15 protein-coding genes and 2 pseudogenes are annotated in these 19,264 nt (G+C 48.3%); all 17 read left to right on the top strand.

What is annotated here, in order from left to right; translation table 11 throughout:
* Positions 1-681: pseudogene (locus VSQ61_RS21695) on the top strand (relaxase/mobilization nuclease domain-containing protein); the annotation flags it as partial.
* A 9-nt stretch (positions 682-690) separates the two neighbouring features.
* Positions 691-1,848 (top strand): hypothetical protein, encoded by a 1,158-nt coding sequence (locus VSQ61_RS21690; protein WP_334346418.1) that lies wholly within the window; start codon positions 691-693, stop codon positions 1,846-1,848.
* Positions 1,839-2,249: a hypothetical protein gene (locus VSQ61_RS21685; RefSeq protein ID WP_334346417.1), complete on the top strand. Its 411-nt coding sequence runs from the start codon at positions 1,839-1,841 to the stop codon at positions 2,247-2,249. Before VSQ61_RS21690 ends, VSQ61_RS21685 begins: the two co-directional genes overlap by 10 nt.
* A gap of 46 nt (positions 2,250-2,295) precedes the next feature.
* Positions 2,296-3,432 carry a PcfB family protein gene (locus VSQ61_RS21680; protein ID WP_334346416.1) on the top strand — a complete coding sequence of 379 codons (1,137 nt, stop codon included), beginning with the start codon at positions 2,296-2,298 and terminating at the stop codon, positions 3,430-3,432.
* A 6-nt stretch (positions 3,433-3,438) separates the two neighbouring features.
* Positions 3,439-5,634, top strand: a complete 2,196-nt coding sequence (locus tag VSQ61_RS21675; protein WP_334346415.1) for a VirD4-like conjugal transfer protein, CD1115 family — start codon at positions 3,439-3,441, stop codon at positions 5,632-5,634.
* A 205-nt stretch (positions 5,635-5,839) separates the two neighbouring features.
* Positions 5,840-6,196 carry a hypothetical protein gene (locus VSQ61_RS21670; RefSeq protein ID WP_334346414.1) on the top strand — a complete coding sequence of 119 codons (357 nt, stop codon included), beginning with the start codon at positions 5,840-5,842 and terminating at the stop codon, positions 6,194-6,196.
* Between the two features lie 47 nt (positions 6,197-6,243).
* Entirely contained in the window at positions 6,244-7,089 is an 846-nt protein-coding gene (locus tag VSQ61_RS21665) for a hypothetical protein (RefSeq protein WP_334346413.1), read from the top strand.
* A 295-nt stretch (positions 7,090-7,384) separates the two neighbouring features.
* Positions 7,385-8,482, top strand: a complete 1,098-nt coding sequence (locus VSQ61_RS23030) for a DUF4313 domain-containing protein (RefSeq protein ID WP_502877067.1) — start codon at positions 7,385-7,387, stop codon at positions 8,480-8,482.
* Positions 8,483-8,497: 15 nt separating this feature from the next.
* Positions 8,498-8,920 (top strand): PrgI family protein, encoded by a 423-nt coding sequence (locus tag VSQ61_RS21650; protein ID WP_334346412.1) that lies wholly within the window; start codon positions 8,498-8,500, stop codon positions 8,918-8,920.
* Between the two features lie 112 nt (positions 8,921-9,032).
* A complete protein-coding gene (locus tag VSQ61_RS21645; RefSeq protein ID WP_334346411.1) occupies positions 9,033-11,420 on the top strand; it encodes a VirB4-like conjugal transfer ATPase, CD1110 family in 2,388 nt (795 codons plus the stop codon).
* A gap of 246 nt (positions 11,421-11,666) precedes the next feature.
* Positions 11,667-12,503 (top strand): PBECR4 domain-containing protein, encoded by an 837-nt coding sequence (locus VSQ61_RS21640; protein ID WP_334346410.1) that lies wholly within the window; start codon positions 11,667-11,669, stop codon positions 12,501-12,503.
* A 128-nt stretch (positions 12,504-12,631) separates the two neighbouring features.
* Positions 12,632-14,467 carry a C40 family peptidase gene (locus VSQ61_RS21635; RefSeq protein WP_334346409.1) on the top strand — a complete coding sequence of 612 codons (1,836 nt, stop codon included), beginning with the start codon at positions 12,632-12,634 and terminating at the stop codon, positions 14,465-14,467.
* A 58-nt stretch (positions 14,468-14,525) separates the two neighbouring features.
* Complete coding sequence (locus VSQ61_RS21630; RefSeq protein ID WP_334346408.1) at positions 14,526-15,131, top strand: hypothetical protein; 606 nt, start codon at positions 14,526-14,528, stop codon at positions 15,129-15,131.
* A gap of 52 nt (positions 15,132-15,183) precedes the next feature.
* Positions 15,184-15,570, top strand: coding sequence for a hypothetical protein (locus VSQ61_RS21625; protein WP_334346407.1), 387 nt, complete (start codon positions 15,184-15,186; stop codon positions 15,568-15,570).
* 54 nt (positions 15,571-15,624) lie between these two features.
* Positions 15,625-16,005, top strand: a pseudogene (locus tag VSQ61_RS23025) (ArdC-like ssDNA-binding domain-containing protein); the annotation flags it as partial.
* A gap of 388 nt (positions 16,006-16,393) precedes the next feature.
* On the top strand, positions 16,394-16,759 hold the full coding sequence (locus VSQ61_RS22885; RefSeq protein WP_350340381.1) for a TnpV protein: 366 nt from the start codon (positions 16,394-16,396) through the stop codon (positions 16,757-16,759).
* Between the two features lie 155 nt (positions 16,760-16,914).
* A partial coding sequence (locus tag VSQ61_RS21620) for an Eco57I restriction-modification methylase domain-containing protein (protein WP_502877068.1) occupies positions 16,915-19,264 on the top strand: 2,350 nt, incomplete at its 3' end.

The following is a 19,264-nucleotide window of genomic DNA, read 5'->3' as shown; positions in this document are numbered from 1 at the left end:
TATAGAAAACAAAAAGCCCTAAAGGAGACCGGGATTGTTTACTGTCGGGTGAAGCATTGCAGAAAGGCAAAGCTGTCCGGCATCCAAAAACGCTATTTTGCAAGGCTTTACCGGGCAAAGCTTTTGAAAAAACGCCCCTACAGCAAGGCATGGCAGTACCGTGACGACATTCGGAAGCTTAAGAAGCTTCAGGAAGAGTACCTGTTTCTTGTCCGCCATAATATCACCACAGAGGAAGACATCAGGCAGACCATTGCACGGATCGGGGAGAAAAAGAAAGAGACATCCAGGGAGAAAAGCCGGATATTCAAAGAGCGAGCCAGGATGAAGCCCCTGTTTGATGTTGCAACGGAAATGGAGGAGCTTAAGGACTGCGAAAGCTGTTTTAGACGTGGGGAAACGCTGTTTGAAAGGGAGCATGAACGTTACCTTTGGCTGTCCCAAAGGCTTCAAGCGGAGGGATACACGGCAGAGCAGGTGGCGGAGCTTAAGGAGCATTACCGGGGTGAGATTGCACGGATAAGGGAACGGGAAAAGGAAGCGGCAGGGGAAGAGAGGATTGCCGGACGTATTCTTGCGGAGCTTGCATCAGGCGAAATTAAGAAGCAGGAGCCGGAAAGGAGAGAGGAACAACAGACAGAAGAGAGAGAAAAGAGCAGAGAAAAAGACAGAGGAAGATAAGGAGGTATTATGCAGGGACGGACAGTTCTGGGCGGCATGGATTTAAAAGCGTATCTTAACAGGCTTCGTCAGAATCCCAAGTACAGTGAAGAGATCCTGCAATTGATTGAGGACGATCTGCGATTCGGCCTGTCAAAAGAAGAAGTGGAGGAATACAGTGGCGGCAGATACGACTACAGGCAGATGTGCGTGTATTCCAGAGTTTTAAGAGATGGTTACGGCAAAGAGGTAAAGGCCCTGATCTTAAAGGAGGGATTAAGTGGCGAGCAGATGGCGGTGGCACTGGAATTTTATGAAAAAGGAGTGCCCGTGGACACGATAGACGAAATACTCTCCAACGGGGAAAACACGGCATATACCATGAAGCGTCTCTTTTCCCAGGTGCTTTCCCAAAGCAAAGAAACGCAGTCCATCCGTGAGCAGGACATGGGATATGCAAAGGAGCTTGTGGAACAGATGCAAAGGGTGGTGGAGCAGATTTCTTATCAGGAAAAACGGTATGATGCCCTAAATGAAAAACTGAAAGAAATCGGAACCGCCAGCCAGGATGCACAGATACAGAATAACCTGTTAGCCCAGCTTACGGAAAAAAATGGGCTTCTTGAGAAACAGCAGGATGAATTAAACGAAGCAAAGACTGCGATTGCAAGACTTCGTGGAAAGATCGAGGAAATGGAGAAAGAAAAGAAGAGACTGGAAAATCAGATAAAAAAAGCAGAACATGCAGAGACGGCTGAGATGACAGAGCCGGAAAATCTGGAGGAAGAAAGTTCGGTAAAGATACCATGGGAAAGTCATGTGCCCGACGTATCGGAATCGCCACGAGACCTTGGAACGGAGTATTATACGGCGATTGTAGACAAGGACGGCAGGGTGATTCGTCACATCCCTCTGGAACGGACGGAGAGAAGAGACAGGAAAAACCGGATGACCGCCATATTCACACGCCTGTTTTTTAAGCAGCGAAAGGATATCGTAAAACTGCTTGCAGACAAGAATCTTTCCCCGGACCAACTGGTGCAGATTCGGAACGCCATTGAAAAGGGCCTGACGGAGAAACAGCTCCTGGTGTTGATTAACAACAGAATCCCGGCGGAGCAGATGGAGGAAATCATAAGCATCGCAGTCTATGAGAACCAGATAAAGGAGGTGCAGTCATGGGGTTAAGGGCAGTAGCGGAGACCGTGGAGCTGTTCCACCAGAAAAATGTAACCTTAACAGAGAGAGACCGGGACTTCTGCATACAGTTTGCTTTCCGGACAGGGGATATGGAATTGACGGGCAAGCTGGTGGAAGAGCTTGGGGATGCAGGCTCTGATAGAGACAAGGTATGCCAAAGATATGAGACCCTGGCAGGCTTTCGTCCGGGCTGGATCCGGAGGATTGAAAATCTGCTCATATCCCTTGAAACCTACCGGGTACAGGAGGAACAGGCCATAAAAACCCTGTCGGAGCTGTTGTCAGCCTATGGCATTTCCATAAGCGAGGACGAGTTACGGCGGACGGAGGTTGCACAGATGCAGGAATGGGTCAGACAGGGACAGTTAAAGAAAGAAGCAAGGATATAGTGGAACTGGAAAGGGTATTGCGGAACTGGAATAGGAGGTGGTTGTAATGGCAGAAGAGATTCAGGAAGCGGTTCAGATTATCCGTGTAGGCTATGACGGAATCGAGATTGCCATGAAAGTCTGCGGCGGCACGTTGGAAGAGATGAAAAAGGCAATGGATTTTTTGATTGCCCTAATGGACCATGAAAAGACCATGGGAAAGACAGACATGCGGAGACTTCTGATGAAAGGCGGAGATCTGCAGGTCTTTCAGTTCCCCACCGAAGATATGAAGAAAGTAAGGAAGATGGCGAAAAAATACGGGCTTCTTTACTCCGTGCTGCCGGACATCAATCAAAAGGACGGCATGAGCGAAATCATATTCCACACGGAAGCGGTCCCAAGGGTAAACATGCTGGTGCAGAAGCTAAAGTCCGGCCATGTAGCCACCTTTGATGATTACCTGAAAAATGGAGATGAAAAGGAAATAGACAAAGTGCTTTCCTTTCTAAAGAACCAGAAAAAGGGAAACGAGGGTCTCCACACGGAGGAAGCGGTAAGGGCAGGGGAGGCCCTTTCGGGGCTGATTGAAAAGGTAGGCAGTTATGCCATGGAAAAGAAGAGCATCAACGTGGAAGAGATTAAGGAAAATTTCAGCCTGGAAAGGGAGCAGGCGGAGCATGTAGTCGGCCAGTTGGAACGGATTGGGGTCATCGAAAAGGAGGAAGATGGGCAGCACAGAGTTATCATGGACAAGGATGCGTTTCAAAACCGCATCAGGGGGTATTATGAACTGATGCAGCGTATGCAGACCGTGGCCGCCGCACAGAATCCCAACCTTGCGGACATCACCATTGCCAGAAAGCTGATAGCGGAGGAAAATGATCATGCGATAAAAACAAGGATTCCCGGCACATGGGGAGAGGAAGCAAGGTATATCTGGATCGGAAAAGAGAGGGCAATGGAGATTCACAGGGGAAAAACAATCCTGACGTTCCTTGATCGGGACAAGGATTATAAACTTTATTCTGCGGATAACCGGGTCATGGGCACGATGAAAGGGGAGGAACTGTACCAGGGACATTATGACAGGGTGAGTGCAGAGGTTCGGAAACGGTATGGGGATACGGAACAAAAAGCGAGAGATCAGAAGCAGAAGAAAAAACTCCTACCGGGAAAAGAGCTTGCACCGTTAAAGAGGTAGCCGCCCATGGTACAGAACAAGAAAAAAATATCCCTCTGGCTTGTCCTGACGGGAGCGTTTTTGAGTGCCTATGCCGGATATCTCTTAAACGGGGCCTGGGAGCCGGGAATCGGAGTGAACGACTTTTTGGATTCCCTTAACCGTGTGTGTGCCAGGCCATTTGCAGATTATTATAACGAAACAACCATAAAAGCGATAGTAATGGCTCTGGCGGCCTATGCTGTCGCTCTTTTGATGTATGTGACAAGTCAGCGGAACTTCATGCCGGGCAGGGAGTTTGGAACGGCAAGGTTTGAATCGCCCAAAATGGCTAACCGGATACTGGCGGACAAGGATGAAAGCTTCAACCGCATTTTAAGCCAGAACGTGAAGATGTCGCTGGACTTCCGCAGGCTTAAGCTCAACGGGAACATCCTGATCTGCGGCGGCTCCGGAGCAGGCAAGACCTTTTACGAGGTAAAGCCCAATCTGATGCAGATGCCCCGGAGCTGTTCCTTTATCTGTACCGATCCAAAGGGAGAGATCTTAAGAAGCTGTGGGGAGATGCTGAAAAACAATGGATACAGCGTAAAGGTAATAAACCTCCTGGAAATGGAGAAGTCGGACTGCTACAACCCCTTTTCCTATATCCGGGAGGAAACGGACGTGATAAAGCTGATTACGAATCTGATTAGCAATACCACGCCAAAGGGTGCCACACCCTCCGATCCGTTCTGGGAAAAGGCGGAGGGGCTGTTCCTGCAGGCAATCTTTTATTACGTGTGGCTGGAGGAGCCGCCTGGCAGGAGAAACTTTGAGACGGTGTTACAGCTTCTTTCCGAAGCGGAGGTAAAGGAACAGAACAAGCCCTCACAGTTGGATGTACGCATGAAATTCCTGGAGGAAACCTCACAGCTTGGCTCCGCCCATCCTGCCATAAAGCAGTACAACAAATGTATGCGTGGGGCAGGGGACACGGTGCGATCCATCAACATCAGTTCCAATTCCCGGCTTGCCTTTCTGGAGAACAAGCAGGTGCTCCGGCTTCTGTCAAGGGATGACCTGGCCCTGGCGGAGCTTGGGATCGGCGTAAACGGGGACGGGGAGACAAAAACGGCCCTATTCTGCGTGATACCGGATTCCGACAAGTCCTACAATTTCATCATCGGAATGCTTTACACCCAGATCTTTCAGGAGCTTTACTATCAGGCGGACTTTAACTGCGGCGGCAGGCTCCCCATCCATGTGACCTTTCTGCTTGATGAGTTCGCAAACGTGGCGTTGCCGGATGATTACTGCTCCCTCCTGTCCACCATGCGGTCCAGGGAGATTTCCAGTATCATCATAATCCAGAATTTTGCCCAGCTAAAGGCACTTTTTAAGGATACGTGGGAAACTATCCCCGGCAACTGCGACACGTTCATTTACCTTGGGGGCAACGAACAGAGCACCCACAAGTACGTCTCGGAGCTTCTGGGAAAAGGCACCATTGACAAGAAATCAAGCGGAGAGACGAAAGGCAGGCAGGGCAGCTCGTCACGGAATTACGATGTCCTTGGCCGGGAACTGTTCACGCCGGACGAGGTAAGGAAGCTGGACAATAAGAAATGCATCCTTTTTATCCGTGGCCTGGATCCCATTATGGACAACAAGTTTATACCCTTTGGTCATCCGGCCTTTGACCAGACCGCAGACGGAAAGGGAAAGCCCTACGAGCATACCCCAGGGGGCAGGGCGGGAAAGGGTGGGCGGTTTTACCAGATCTTAACGCCGAAAGCCCTGGCCTACTATGAGGGGCTTAAGGAGAAAGGGGAAAATGTCTACATTGATTCCATAAGCTATGAGGATTTCGAGCTGCTCACAGACATTGGCATGAGGAAACGCTTTCTGAATCTGGACGAGCAGGAGCAGATAAGCCAGATTCACGGAGAATTGGACAATGAGCTTATGTACGCCCAGGAAGAGGAATGGGAGCATGAACCAGGCCAAACGGATACGCAAGAATATGTGGAAAGGAAACGAAAGCCGAATGGCGAGGATACCCTTATGAACCGTATGGCCCAGTGGAGGTATTCCAAAGAGCAGAAAGAAGAGCTTCACAAAATGATCGCCCTTGGTATGCCTGCAAAAACCATTCTAGCCGTATTCTATCCGGAAACGGATGTGAGGAAAATGAGGGAAATCAGAAAGACGTTCCAGGCCGTGCGGCATTCGGAAAGCTAGTACAACATTGCACAAATAATAATGTTGTACTAAGAAACGGCCTGTTAGCAGAAAGGGGGGTGGTCAGGGCAGTAACGCATCGGGGAAAGCCCGATTGACAATCGTTTTCGGGAGAAGTCCCGTTTTCATAGAGAGCAGGAAAGGCGTGGCCGGGGATTCTAAGGTTCCCGGCCACAAAATCAGATTGGAAAAGGAGATTATCAGGATGCAAAAGAACAGGATTGCAACAGGGAAACAGGCAGGGAGGAACGGACTGGCAAAGGTGAAAAAAGCTGTAGCGACACTCATCGGTGCGGCATATTTGGCGGCGGGCACAGTGTCACTGACCGTATGTGCATCAGGCGGAGCCAATGCCATCACACAGCCACTTGAGAATTTAAAAACCCTTGTGATTTCGGTGATCGGTGCGGTGGGGGTTATCATTCTTGCTAAAAACGTCATGGAGTTTGCACAGGCTTATCAACAGCAGGATTCCTCCACCATGAACTCGGCACTCAAGGGAATTGTGGCAGGGATTATGATGGCAGGCATTTCCACGGTTCTCTCATTCCTTGGCTTTTAAGGGGGAATATCAAAAAACACATTTAAAAAGAAAAGAGGTGAGATGATGTGGATATTTTCAAGCTGGGGGATAAGATACTGGAGCTTCTGGAAATGGTATTCGGTTTCTGGAACAACCAGGTAAACCTCGTGTTCGCCCTGCTGGGACAGTCCCCGGTCAGCTTCAAGGGCGGCGGCCCCTGGGCATTGGTGGAGGGCGTGGAGCCTGTATTCGTTGCCGTGGGTTCCTCCCTTGTGGTGCTGTTTTTCGTGATCGGCTTCTGCTCGGAGAGCGTGGATGTCCGTGAGGAAATGCGGTTCGAGGTGATCCTGCGTATGCTTATCCGGCTCGGACTTGCGGAATGGCTCGTGGCAAACAACGTGACCATTATGAAAGCGTTCTTTCAGACCATTGGGAACCTGGTGAATACGCTGTCGGCAGGTAGTTATACCACCCTTTCCATTGACGGTACACAGGCGGAGATTATCCGGAACTTAGGATTCGGCGAGGGACTGATTATGCTGATACTGGCGGCACTCTTAAGCGTTATTGTCATTATCTGCGGCTTTTTCATGATCTACACGGTATACTTCCGTTTTTTAAAGATCATGGTCATCGTACCCATGGGTTCCATAGCCTTGTCAACCCTGGCAGGCAACCGGAACGTGGCGAACACGGCAAGCACTTATGCGAAGTATTTCTTATCCGTCGTGTTTGAAGCAGTCACCATGGCACTGGCGATCATGCTGTGCAATGCCTTTATCAGTGCGGGGCTTCCCTCCTTTACCGGAAGCTACTCCGACTGGGCACAGTCGCTGATCTATTTGTGTGAAATGACCTTTACCATAGCCCTTACGGTTGGCAGCGTGAAAGGGGCACAGTCGCTTACAAGTAAAGCATTGGGATTATCTTAAGAAACAATAATATCCCTCAAAGTGCACAGATCGATTTACAGACGCATCTTTTGCAGCTGGAAATTGATCTAAGCTAAGGTGTACTGTGAGGGATATTACGGAACTGGAATAGTCCAGCTAAGAAATGTCAAGTGTTTTTGAATAAATTTCTGCTGGACGGCAAAGTTGCAAAGACGCACGAGAGGAACTTTTATGAGTGCCCTTTCGAATAAAAGTTTCTCTCATTACAGGTGTGTCGAAGCAACTTTGCACTTTAGTACCGTTGCGTAGCAACTAGAAATAGGAGGAAATGTGTATGGAAATAAGACCATTGACAAAAACAGAACGGAAATACACGTACACACCGAGTATGCAGATTCAGGGGCAGACAGGATGTATCGGACATTTGAGAGGTGACTTTGGCGGAAACGGCAAAGGGTTTTTTACTTCGTGGGAGGATCACAGGGAACGGTTGAAAACCGATGAATTTCAGACAGAAATTGATGAGGTCATCAATGCCCTGCGTTCGGATGCATACGGGCTGTTGAAAAACCGATCCGCCATGAGCGAGTACGCTGCACAGTATCCGGAAAGCTCATTTGAGGGGAACTTCTACAGGGAGTACGGCTTTCGGGCCGAGACGGAAAAGCACGCTTTTCTTATTCGGTGCAATACCTCAATCGGAGATTACAATTTTTACTGTTACTGCTATGTAAAGGAGTATCTGGACAGGCATATCGAAAAAGCACAGGAAGGCATCCGTTTTATTGACAGCCGTTACAAGGAATTGTTCCGTATTGCGGATGGGGAGAAAGTCATAATCACAGACGCAGACGGAAAAAAATCAGAGTATGCCTGCTCCTATATTGACGAGCACCATACGGAGATCGGAAGAAACCTGTTCCACATCTGCGAGTTTGCGGAGCTTTTGGAACGGTGCAATTCCACTTGTGAGCCGGTAAAAGCGGAGCCGGAAGCAAAACAGTCGGAGGAAAGAGGGGATGAGAAAGAAGATACAGGAGCATTGGAGCTAAAACTTCATTCAGGAGCGACGGAGCAGGTGACGCTCTTTGTCAGCACCTATGCGAATAACAAAAGCCTTTTTGTGGGAATGACCACCATGGAGGACGGCGTTCCGGAGCCATACTGTGACGTGACCGTGAACCTCCTTGAGACGCTTCCGCCCTACTGTGCATTTGTGGATACCAACAACATGCCGGAGTTGGAGGACTTCCTCGTGAAAAACGGGCTTGCGGAATACACCGGCCTGGAGCAGAGAAGCGGCTATTGCACATATCCCCTTTATCGGTTTGACACGGAGAGGATGCGTGAGCTTTGTGGGGATGGCATACTGGATTATGAACAGCAGAACAGCTTAAGGAAAGAGCCGGAAAAGAGGGAAATGAGAAGATAGGGGGCATGGGAAAAATTGGTAATTGAAATCAACAAGGACATAGACCGTTACAAGGAATCCGTGGTGATGGGGCTGACGGCAAAACAGCTTCTTTTTTCCGTGGCATCCGTTGCGGCAGGGGGAGGAATCGTACTTCTTTTGTATTCCCATATCAGTCTGACGGCCAGTGTCTATGTGGCAATTCCCGTTGCCGCACCCATAGCGTTAGGCGGCTTCTACTCCTTTAACGGTATGGGCTTTTACGAGTATATGGGGAGAAAGATGCGAATGATTTTTGCAAATCATCCCCTGGTCTATGTATCTACCGAGGGAGAGGAAACCATCCGGGAAATCCGTATGGAAGAAGAAACAGTAAAAAATGGGAAGAAGAGTCCACAGGGGAAAAAGAGAAAGCGTAAGAAAATCAGCAAGAGAAAAGGAAAGGGGAAAAAGGCATGAAAAAGAGAGCAGGAAAAAAGGCGGTTCTGATCGCAGTTATAATGATTGTCGTTGTGGCTTTATACGGAGCAAGACGGTAATGCCCCAGACGGCATAGAAAGGAGGATAAGATTTGGGCTTATTTTCAGATGGATTCAGGGAATTGAAAAAGGCGGGCGTGCCCCTTTACAAAACCCCGAAATCCATACAGCAGACCATTGAGATTATGAAAGTGGCGGAGAACGGCATTTTTGAAGTGGCAAGGAGCCGTTTCTCAAAATGCTACCGCTTTCAGGACATCAATTATACCACCACCAATGAAACGGAACAGATCGACATTTTTGAGAGGTACTGTAAGTTTCTGAATTCCCTGGATGTGAATTTCAAAATCACAATCAACAATAAGAACAAGGACATGAAGCAGGTAAGAGACTGCGTGTTTCTACAGAAAAGGGATGATGGCTTTGATGCCTACCGCAGCATTTACAATGACATCATGGAGCAGAAGATCCATGAGGGCAGGCAGGGGATCGAGCAGGAGCGATACCTCACCATCACCATTGAACGGAAAAACTTTGAGGAAGCAAAGGCACAGTTCGCCACCATGGAAGCGTCCGTCCATAAGGCGTTTGGAGAACTGGGGGCAGAGATTGTCCCCTTGTCTGGCAATGAAAGGCTTAAGGTCTTGTATGACTACTACCACCTGGGAAATGAAAACGGCTTTGACTTTGATATCCGGGATGCAAAAAGGGTGGGAGCAGATTTCCGCAATGACCTGTGCAACGGCATGATGCAGTTTTATCCGGATTATTTCAGGGATGAAAGGAAGTTCTGCCGTGCGTTGTTTATCAAAAAGTACCCATCCAGTCTTTCGGACCGCTTTTTGAATGAGATCACAAGCCTGCCGGTTCACTCCGTCACAAGCATCGACGTGGTGCCGATTCCCAAGGATTTGACGACCAAAATCCTGCAGAAAAAATACCTGGGGATAGAATCGGACATTATCAGGCAGCAGCGTGTGAGAAATAAGAACAACGATTTTTCTTCTGAAATCTCTTACAACAAGCGGATAGAGAAAAAAGAGATCGAGGAAATCATGGACGATGTACGGGAGAACGACCAGTGCCTTTACTATGTGTCCGTGACAATCATTCTCATGGCAGACACAAAGGAAGAGTTAGACGGCATGACGGAAACCGTGGAGACCATCGGCAAGCGTAACTCCGTCACCATCGAGGAACATTACCTGAAGCAGAGGGAGTCCCTGAATACGGCCCTGCCCATCGGGGTGAGACAGGTGGAAACCATGCGTACCATGCTGACACAGAGCCTTGCGGTGCTGATGCCTTTTAACGTGCAGGAATTGAACGACAGGCAGGGGTGCTATTACGGCATCAATCAGGTGTCCAAAAATATCAATATCGGGAACCGCAAAAAGCTGATCAACGGCAACGGGTTCGTGTTCGGGGTTCCCGGCTCCGGCAAATCCTTTTTCTGCAAAATGGAAATGGGTAACGTCTTTCTCTCCGGCAGGGATGAAATCATCGTGATAGATCCCATGAACGAGTACTTTGACATTGCTAAGACCTACGGCGGTACGGTGGTCAATATGTCCACGTACACGGATAACTATGTGAACCCCCTGGACATGGACGTATGGAGCCTGGACTTGAACGACAGCAGGGGTATGATCCGGGAAAAGGGGGAATTTGTGCTTGGTGTCTGCGAACAGTGCATGGGGGAAAACCTCAATTCAAGGCAGAAGTCCATCATTGACCGCTGTGTGCGTAAGCTCTACATCGGGATTGCCAAGAGCCGGGAGAAATATGTGCCGGTTATGTCCGACTTTTACGAAGTGCTGATGGGCCAGCCGGAGGAAGAAGCAAAGGACATCGCACTGTCCCTGGAGCTGTTCGTCAATGGTTCCCTGAATATCTTCAACCATCAGACGAATGTGGACGTGGACAGCCGCTTTACCGTATATGGAATCCGTGACCTTGGCACGGAGCTGTCCCCCATCACCATGCTTGTGATGATGGAGAGCATTCAGAACCGCATCATTGCCAACGGAAAGAGGGGGATCGCAACCTGGCTCTACATTGATGAATTTCATGTGCTGTTAAATTCGGAATATTCCGCAAGGTATCTGCAGCAGCTTTGGAAAAAGGTAAGAAAGCAGGGCGGCCTATGTACCGGAATTACGCAGAACATCGTGGATCTGCTCCAGAATTACACGGCGACCACCATGCTTGCCAATTCCGAGTTTGTGGCCCTTTTGAAGCAGGCCAGCACCGACAGCTCCCGTATGGCGGAGGTGATCGGCGTGTCAGAAGCACAGCTGCGGTACGTGGCCAACACTTCAAGCGGAATGGGGCTTATCAAGTGCGGCAATGTGGTGATACCCTTTGACAATACCATTGAGAAAGGGACAGACCTCTATAACCTGTATAATACGAATATCCATGAGAAGATTGCGATGGAGAAAAGGTATGCATCAACCGAAATGCAGGAAAATGTCTGATTTAGCAGAAAAAAATCGTTTGACAATCCGAAGAATGCATGATAAGTTATAAGTAATGAAAAGCTTAAGTGCTTTTGCGGCGATAGAGAGGAGCTACCCGTCCCGACTTTGCGGGCAATAGAAATACAAAGGTCGTCTCTGCCTATGGAATTATCATAGGACTGCTCCCAGAATTGCAATTCAAAAAGAAATGTGATGCCTGAGCCTAGTCGCTCAGGCAATTTCTTTACATGGGAGGACAAGGCAATGCAGACACTCTTGCAAATTTTTCAGAGTACAAAGGAAGTGCTGTGTGAATATGATTATTACATTCACATTCAAAAGCGTATTCTTCATCTTACAAATTCGGAAATTAAGATACCGCATTTAATGGGGATGCAGTATCTTGGGAAACCGAATCTGTTTACAGGGGATTTTGGTGCATATGCCATAAAAAAACAGCGTATTACGATGCAGTCAGTCGAAAAACTGGTGCGGAAATATTATAAAACAGTGGAAAAACAGCAGAGAATGTTGGAAATGATCCACAGAAAGTTAGATAATCTTGGAGAATTAGGGGAAATGTTTTCTTCTTATTCAACGCTGTATTTATATGAGAAAGAACGGAATAAGGATTCAGAATTTCAGAGTGATTATCTCCTTGTCCATGAGAATGAAAAGAAAATCCTCCATTTGGGATTGGTTAAAGCGGAAAATGGAAAAGATCTTTACCATTGTAATTCCTTTATGACAACTTATCAGAACGATCGTGATAAGGATGCTTTTTTCCGAGAATTGACGCACAGATATGAGATTATTAAGATTGTAAGAGAAAGGAAATCTTCAAAGCATAAAGAAGTCATTTATCAAAGCTTGGAAGCGAAAGAAAGAGAAAAGTCTGGTATTCGAAAGATGTTTGATACCGCCGACATACCGACAAATGAAAAGCTTATAAAGGCAGTTCTCCGTCTGAATAAAAAGTTTGGCATATATCATACACTGGATATGTTAAACGACAGAGACACATTGATTCAAAAATGTACGGATAAACGGGAAAAGGCTCTTGTACTGGATTTCCTTGCATTATGGGAGGAAAATCTCTAACAAAACAAATTTGATTTTCAAAGAAAAGAGACATGCACCACAATAAAATAAGGGCAACCATAACAGCACTCAGGCCAAAGACGGTTGGGGTGCTCTTTTTTTTGCCCTCAAAAGGGAGGTGAGACAGATTGGACATCAAAAAGGTGGATGAAAAGCCCATGATAATCCACACAAAGGAGAAGTCCAGGCTCCATGCAAAAGGAACATCCGATATAAAGGTAAAAGGCAGGCAGAAAAAAGAGCAGGAAATCCGGTCATCCACGAAACGGGAAAACCGGATGGATGCCAGATATCGCAAGAAAAAAACAAAAGCAGGAAAAGGGACACCCGTCAAAAAGAAGTCTCCCGTATCCGAGACGATTGCTTTCGTGACAGCCAGGACCGCACTGGACGAGTTGGACGGGGGCAATGAGGTTTACGACGCATACAGAACAGCTCAAGCCCTGGCAAAGCCTGCCGCAAATGCCGTCGATGCAGGCAGGAACCTCTACCGCCGTCAGGCATTTCAGGCAAAACGGCAAAAGATTAAGAAAAAGCAGTCCGGCGGTCAGATAAAGGAAAAGGCTGCCAGGGAAAATGCAAAAAGGGCAGAAAAAGCAGGGAAGAAAGCCCCACAAAAAGCGGCAAAAGAGTCCGTAAGAGGGTCAAGAAAGACAATGGCAAGAGAAGCGTCAAGGGCAACTGCAAAAACCGCAGCAGCGACGGCAGGTACAGGCATCGGCGGTGTCCTCTCCGGCATAGCGGCAGGCGAAGCAGCGGAAATCTCCATGGATAAGCGTGATATAAGAAATTCCACGAGAAACCGCATGATAAGGCTGTTCGTTGCAAATCTACAGCAGAAAGAAAACCAGGACAGCATTGGAAAAGCATTAAAGGACATGGCACTGATGCGTTTTTCCATATTGGCAAAATACATGATCCGGTACGTGGGCCTGTTCCTGCTTTCCCTTTTTGCAACCGTGGCTCTGATTGCACTTCCGGTGATTGCCGTCCTTGCGATTATCTATAACTCACCCTTTGCCATATTTTTCCCATCCATATCGTCGGGAGAAACCGTGCAGGAGGTACTTTCGGCTTATGTGGCAGAGTTCCGAGAGGAAGTGGACGGAGAGCTTAGAGACTTCGCCGGATATGACGCAAGTGAAAAGATCTATGTCAATTACGAGGGAGCCGGAGAACCGGACAACTTCTGCGACATTCTCATGGTCTACATGGTAAAGCACGGAGACGGGGACACGGCAACCGACATGACGGATAAGGCAAAGCAGAATTTAAAAGCAGTCTTTGACGACATGTGCAGCTACACCATTACCAGAAGACTTGACGTAGAGACGGATGAAGAGGGAAATACCACAACCACAGAGGTGAAAGAGGTAAACGTAGAACTAAAATCCTGCTATGACATGATTTCCGTCTATGGATTTGGGGCGGAGGAACAGGAGGTGCTTGCCGAGCTTATGAAGCCGGAATATCTTGCGATGTTGGGCTACACAGGGGGCGGCGGAGATCCGGGCGTTCAGGTTTCGCCGGAACAGTATCAGGCAATCATAGATTCCGTTTCCGGTGAAAACGGGAAAAAGGTGGTAGCCTTTGCACTGTCAAAGACGGGATACCCGTACAGCCAGGCATACCGTGACAGTGGAGACTATTACGACTGTAGTTCCCTTGCCTACTACGCATGGCAGAGTGCAGGTGTCAACATCATGTATGAGGGATCCAATACGGCGGCAAGCGAGGGAAAGTACTGTTATGACAACAACCTGCTTGTGGATTACGGGGATATGGAGCCGGGGGATCTCATATTTTACAGCTACGGTAAAAACGGACGGTTTATGGACATTACCCATGTAGCGATTTATGCAGGAGACGGAAAAGTGGTGGAAGCAGCCAACGCCCGGCTTGGAGTTGTGTACAGGCCGGTGCAGGGGCGTTCCTCCATTGTATTCATAGGCAGACCAAGGTAAATAGTCCGTATAGGAAATATGTACAAGGATTTCCAATACGGTCTACGAGGTAAGGAATATGGCGAAAAAGAAAGAAAAAGTGGACCACGGAGCAGAGCTTGAAAGATCTTATAAACAGTGGGAATATCTGAAAGTATATGGCGGCAGTGATCCGTTTTATGCGGACGGCAGCAACATGAACCTTGTAAGGAATCACATCATCTATCATAAGGAGAAGCTAAAGGAGCAGTATGGCACGGACCATGAAAAATACCCGGAAATCTATTACCGGGAACTGCCGCCGGAGGTCAGGGACAGTTACATGGCAAGAGCAGGAGAGATAAGAGACAAGGCAAGGGAAGCTCTGGAACAGTATATCTCGGATCCCGACTTTCACTATCTTCTTGCAAATAAGGAGCTGCTGACAGAAAAAGAAGCAAAGAAAATAAGCCTGTATAACGTGATCGGATATGCATCTGGGCTTGCAAGAGCCATCAAAGCCGGGGATCTGATTACCATGCGTCGTCATGCAGGCAGGCCGGAGGGATATCTTGAGTCCTTTTCCGTGTGTACCAAACGGATGAAGCAGATCATGGAGGACAAGAAAAAGGCTCCGGAGCAGATGGAAGAAAATGAACAGTTTTCGCTGTTTCAGTTTGGGATGGAGACAAGGAAAACACGCTAAAACAGTAATCGTACCGTGAGGAAAATTACGGAACTGGAATAAGGGAGAGCATATGGAAAAAATAACAGGAAAAGAAATCATCAAAAACATGGAATACCTGATAAGGCTTCTGCACAGAGAATGGGAACGCTCCGGCAGAACAAAGGCGGAGGTGTCCATAAGCACTGCGGATTGGGAAGAGGTCAGAAACAGACTTGTCCGGAAGATTCAAAAAAGGCAGAGAAGCATGGAGGGTGAACGCTTGAGTTTCAAGCAGTCCATGGAGCTTTCCAGAGAGAACTTTATCCTTTTGCGTCTGGCAAAAAAGATAAAGAGGGCAGGAGGCAAGGCAAAGCGTCAGGAAATGGACGCTTCCTTTAGCGTGGAACTGGACAAGGAAGAATACCGGCTTTTTTCCATGCTGACGGAACCGGAGGAAAGAGAATGCTGTCAGGGGTAGGTGAAGCAGGAAGCGTATCAGGAACCCTGTTAAACAGCATGGGAGGTACAGCGTATGAGCGTAGATAACAAAACATCCACTTTGTACGATGCCGCAATGGAGGAAGTAACAAAAAGCGGACAGGCATGGAAAAGCATATGCAGGCTTACTGGACAGCTTTACCGCTACGAGTTCGACAACATCCTCATGGTCTACATGCAAAGGCCAGGGGCAAAGCTGGTGGCGGATTTTGACACATGGAAAAAAGTGGGACGGTATGTGAGACGGGGGAGCAAGGGCATCGCCATATTCCCCTCAAGAGCTTTAAACCCAAAGATGCGGTACGTTTTTGACATAGCCGATACCGGAGGGCAGCAGAGCCGCCTTACCTGGGAATTTGACCGGAACACCATGAAAGCCTATGCCGCATGGCTCCGGAAAAAGGTAGAACATGCCCTGCCGGATGAAGAAAGCGGCGAAAAAGAATCGGATAAATCTTTCCTGAAAGCCTTTACAGAAGACAAGATCCGAGGGATAATGGACTTGGAATTTGGTGCTTCGATCACCGAGTTCACAAATCTGCTTGGGAGCAGGCAGATCACGGAAGATGGCAGAGTGCAAGAGATTACGGCAGAGGAAGCGTTAAAAAGAAGCGTCACGTATGCGGTATTTACAAGATGCGGCTTTGACATTCCCCTTGAAAAACAGAATTTCTCCTTTATTACCGCATTTACAAGAGAGGAGGAAGTCTACCGTTTAGGATCTCTGCTCAGCGATATATCCTGTCAAGTGCTAAAAAGCATTGCAAAAGATTTGACACAGATGGAAGAAAGGAGTATTGCAGATGGCAGAGGTAACATTAACGTATCACGAGGAAGCGGACGGGGTGCACTATCCGGATCTTACAGCACCGGAGGAAGCGGTGAGCATGAGAAGCCTGGGACGGTTCGCAGTGAGGGTAGCGGAGTATCTAAGGGAGAACCACAGCGGGAGATACCGGACTCTGGTAAGATTCGGAAAGCTGACAGGGAAGATGCAGGAGGTAGAGAACGAAGCGAATCGGATGATGGAGGAACTGGAGAAAAGCTACCTGAAGAACAATCCGCCGGGAGACAGGACTTCCACAATGGAAATGTGGCAGCTCCATCAACAGGCCAGAATGCAGGCGGAAGAGATCGTGATGAACGAGATCGTATTGAAGTTCCATTAGAGGACAGCGTACAAACTGACACACAGAGGGGAAGCCGGGAACCGGCTTCCTTTTTGCGTGGTTCAAAAGAAATCACGGATCTTCCCGAAGCGTATTTGGTCCCAAAGCCGGAGCAGGTGCTTACGGTACCCCAGGAGTATAGAAAGCAGACACTTATGGAGGGCGGCTGTTTCCGGGACAGTAAAAAACGAATTTACGCCATATTTCAGAATATCTCCGATCCGTCCGAACGCATCAAGGAAATCCGTAAGGAATATGAGCAAAACGGAGTGAGCTGGCCCTTGGAGGGAGACGGACTGCATGGCTATGACGTTTTTTATGAAACAGGCTTTCGCATTCTGTGGCGTGAGGATGGAATCGAAAAAGAGGGGTATCTAAATTGGAACGCCGTGGAACAAGAACTGAGAGATCTGATTAAGACAGGAGAATACTTTACACCGTCGGAAAAAGCTGTCACCCCTGATAAGGCACAGGCCAATGATTTTGTTACGGACATCGTTGAGGAACGAGAAGAAACACCTGCTTTCGTCAGCCTGTTCCCAGAAGCTCTGCGGCAGGTGGAAACAATGGATGCGGATCTGCGTGATGCCTTGGAGATCTATCTGCAGAAATGCTCCGCAGTCAAGCCCTTTCAGCCTTTCTTACAGATGGTATCAAAAAGCAGTCTGCCAAAGGAAGACAAGCTGTATTTCCTAAACCGTACCGTGAATCATGCAGACGGCGAGGGATCGGAAAAAGCCTACCATAACAATGCATACGGCCTGGTCGAATACACACCCCTAAAGGACACATTCACGGTGGACTATAAAAACCGGAGTGGGGAACGGAAGAAAGACTTTGTGGCGTATGAACAGCTTTATGCGGTCATGGAATACCTGATCCGGGCGGAAGCCTTTGCCGGAGAGGTACGCATGGCGGAGTATGCAAAAGATTTCGCAAGCCTGCCTTACGAAAAAAAGTCTCCCATAGAAAAACAGTTCGAGGACAAGCTGACAAGCCTGCGGAGCAAGCGGCTAAAAAGGAATTTCCGCTTTGAAGAAGAGGAACTGCCAAAAGGTGGACCAAAGACAAGATACCAGTGGAATATAGATGCCATCCGGCTGTTAAAGCAGATTGAACGGGAAAGGAGGGATGCCACGCCGGAGGAACAAAAAGTGCTGGCCCGGTATGTGGGATGGGGCGGCATAGCCCAGGTCTTTGATGAAAGGAACCAGGACTGGCAAAAAGAATATGAGGAATTGAAAGCACTTCTTTCCCCATCAGAATACGAGGATGCCAGGGAATCCGTAACCACGGCCTACTATACGTCCCCGAAGATCATACAGGCAGTCTACCAGGGACTTACGCAGTTTGGGTTTCAGAAAGGGACCATACTGGAGCCGTCCATGGGAGTCGGCCATTTTTTTGGAGCCATGCCGGATTCCATGAACGAGAGCAAGCGGTATGGAGTGGAAAAAGACAATGTATCCGGACGGATTGCAAAGCTTTTATATCCGGATGCCAAGATCCAAATCGGCGGCTTTGAAGAAATCAGCTTCCCTGACAACTTTTTTGACGTTGCCGTAGGCAACATTCCCTTTGGCGACTTTAAGCTGTATGACCCGAAGTATGCCAGGTACAACTTCCGTATCCACGACTATTTTATGGCAAAGGCACTGGACAAGGTAAGGCCGGGCGGCATCGTGGCGTTCGTGACAAGCAAATTTATGATGGACAAGTCCAATTCCAAGATGCGTAAATACGTTGCAGAACGGGCGGAGCTGCTTGGGGCGGTAAGAATGCCGGATACGGCTTTTTTGGATACCGCAGGCACGATCGCAACAAGCGACATCGTGTTTTTAAAGAAACGGGAGCGAAAGATTGTCACGGAGCCGGACTGGGTATTTACCGGAAAGACAGAAGAGGGGATTACGGTAAACTCCTATTTTGTGGAACACCCGGAGATGATGCTTGGAAAGATGGAGTATGACCAGAGACGCTTTGGATATCAGAGCAATTACACAAGCTGTATCAACCACGAGAAAGGCTTTGAACTGGGAAAGGCGTTAAAAGAAGCCGTTTCCCATATAAAAGGGGAGATTACCAGGGCAGAGGATCTGACGGATAAAGAGGAAACGATTCAGGACCGGATCGAAGCGGATCCGGATGTCAGGAATTACACCTACACCTTTGTGGAGGGAAAGCTCTATTATCGTGAAAATTCCGTTATGTACCGCAAGGAGGTCCCGGTGACCACAGAGGAACGCATCCGGAGAATGGATGAAATCCGTACCGTTACAAGACGGCTTATCTCAATTCAGACAGAGGGGTGCGGCAAGGAGGAACTGGCCGCACAGCAGAAGCTCCTGGGCGAAAAATACGATTCCTACGTGAGAAAATACGGGTCGCTGACCGGACGGGGAAACAGCCAGGCATTTCGTGACGATGCGGACTATCCCCTGCTCTGCTCCCTGGAGGTGGTGGACGAGGATGGACGGACAGAGAAAGCGGACATCTTCTACAAGC

The sequence above is a fragment of the Candidatus Merdisoma sp. JLR.KK006 genome, assembly GCF_036941035.1.
GTDB lineage: Bacteria > Bacillota > Clostridia > Lachnospirales > Lachnospiraceae > Laedolimicola.
This window is presented reverse-complemented; position numbering and strand designations above follow the sequence as displayed.

Excerpts from the sequence above, each read along its gene's own strand:
- VSQ61_RS21640 (WP_334346410.1), top strand. The coding sequence starts at position 11,667 with ATGCAGACACTCTTGCAAATTTTTCAGAGTACAAAGGAAGTGCTGTGT.
- VSQ61_RS23030 (WP_502877067.1), top strand. The coding sequence starts at position 7,385 with ATGGAAATAAGACCATTGACAAAAACAGAACGGAAATACACGTACACA.
- VSQ61_RS21630 (WP_334346408.1), top strand. The coding sequence starts at position 14,526 with ATGGCGAAAAAGAAAGAAAAAGTGGACCACGGAGCAGAGCTTGAAAGA.
- VSQ61_RS22885 (WP_350340381.1), top strand. The coding sequence starts at position 16,394 with ATGGCAGAGGTAACATTAACGTATCACGAGGAAGCGGACGGGGTGCAC.
- VSQ61_RS21675 (WP_334346415.1), top strand. The coding sequence starts at position 3,439 with ATGGTACAGAACAAGAAAAAAATATCCCTCTGGCTTGTCCTGACGGGA.
- VSQ61_RS21625 (WP_334346407.1), top strand. The coding sequence starts at position 15,184 with ATGGAAAAAATAACAGGAAAAGAAATCATCAAAAACATGGAATACCTG.
- VSQ61_RS21690 (WP_334346418.1), top strand. The coding sequence starts at position 691 with ATGCAGGGACGGACAGTTCTGGGCGGCATGGATTTAAAAGCGTATCTT.
- VSQ61_RS21685 (WP_334346417.1), top strand. The coding sequence starts at position 1,839 with ATGGGGTTAAGGGCAGTAGCGGAGACCGTGGAGCTGTTCCACCAGAAA.
- VSQ61_RS21680 (WP_334346416.1), top strand. The coding sequence starts at position 2,296 with ATGGCAGAAGAGATTCAGGAAGCGGTTCAGATTATCCGTGTAGGCTAT.
- VSQ61_RS21670 (WP_334346414.1), top strand. The coding sequence starts at position 5,840 with ATGCAAAAGAACAGGATTGCAACAGGGAAACAGGCAGGGAGGAACGGA.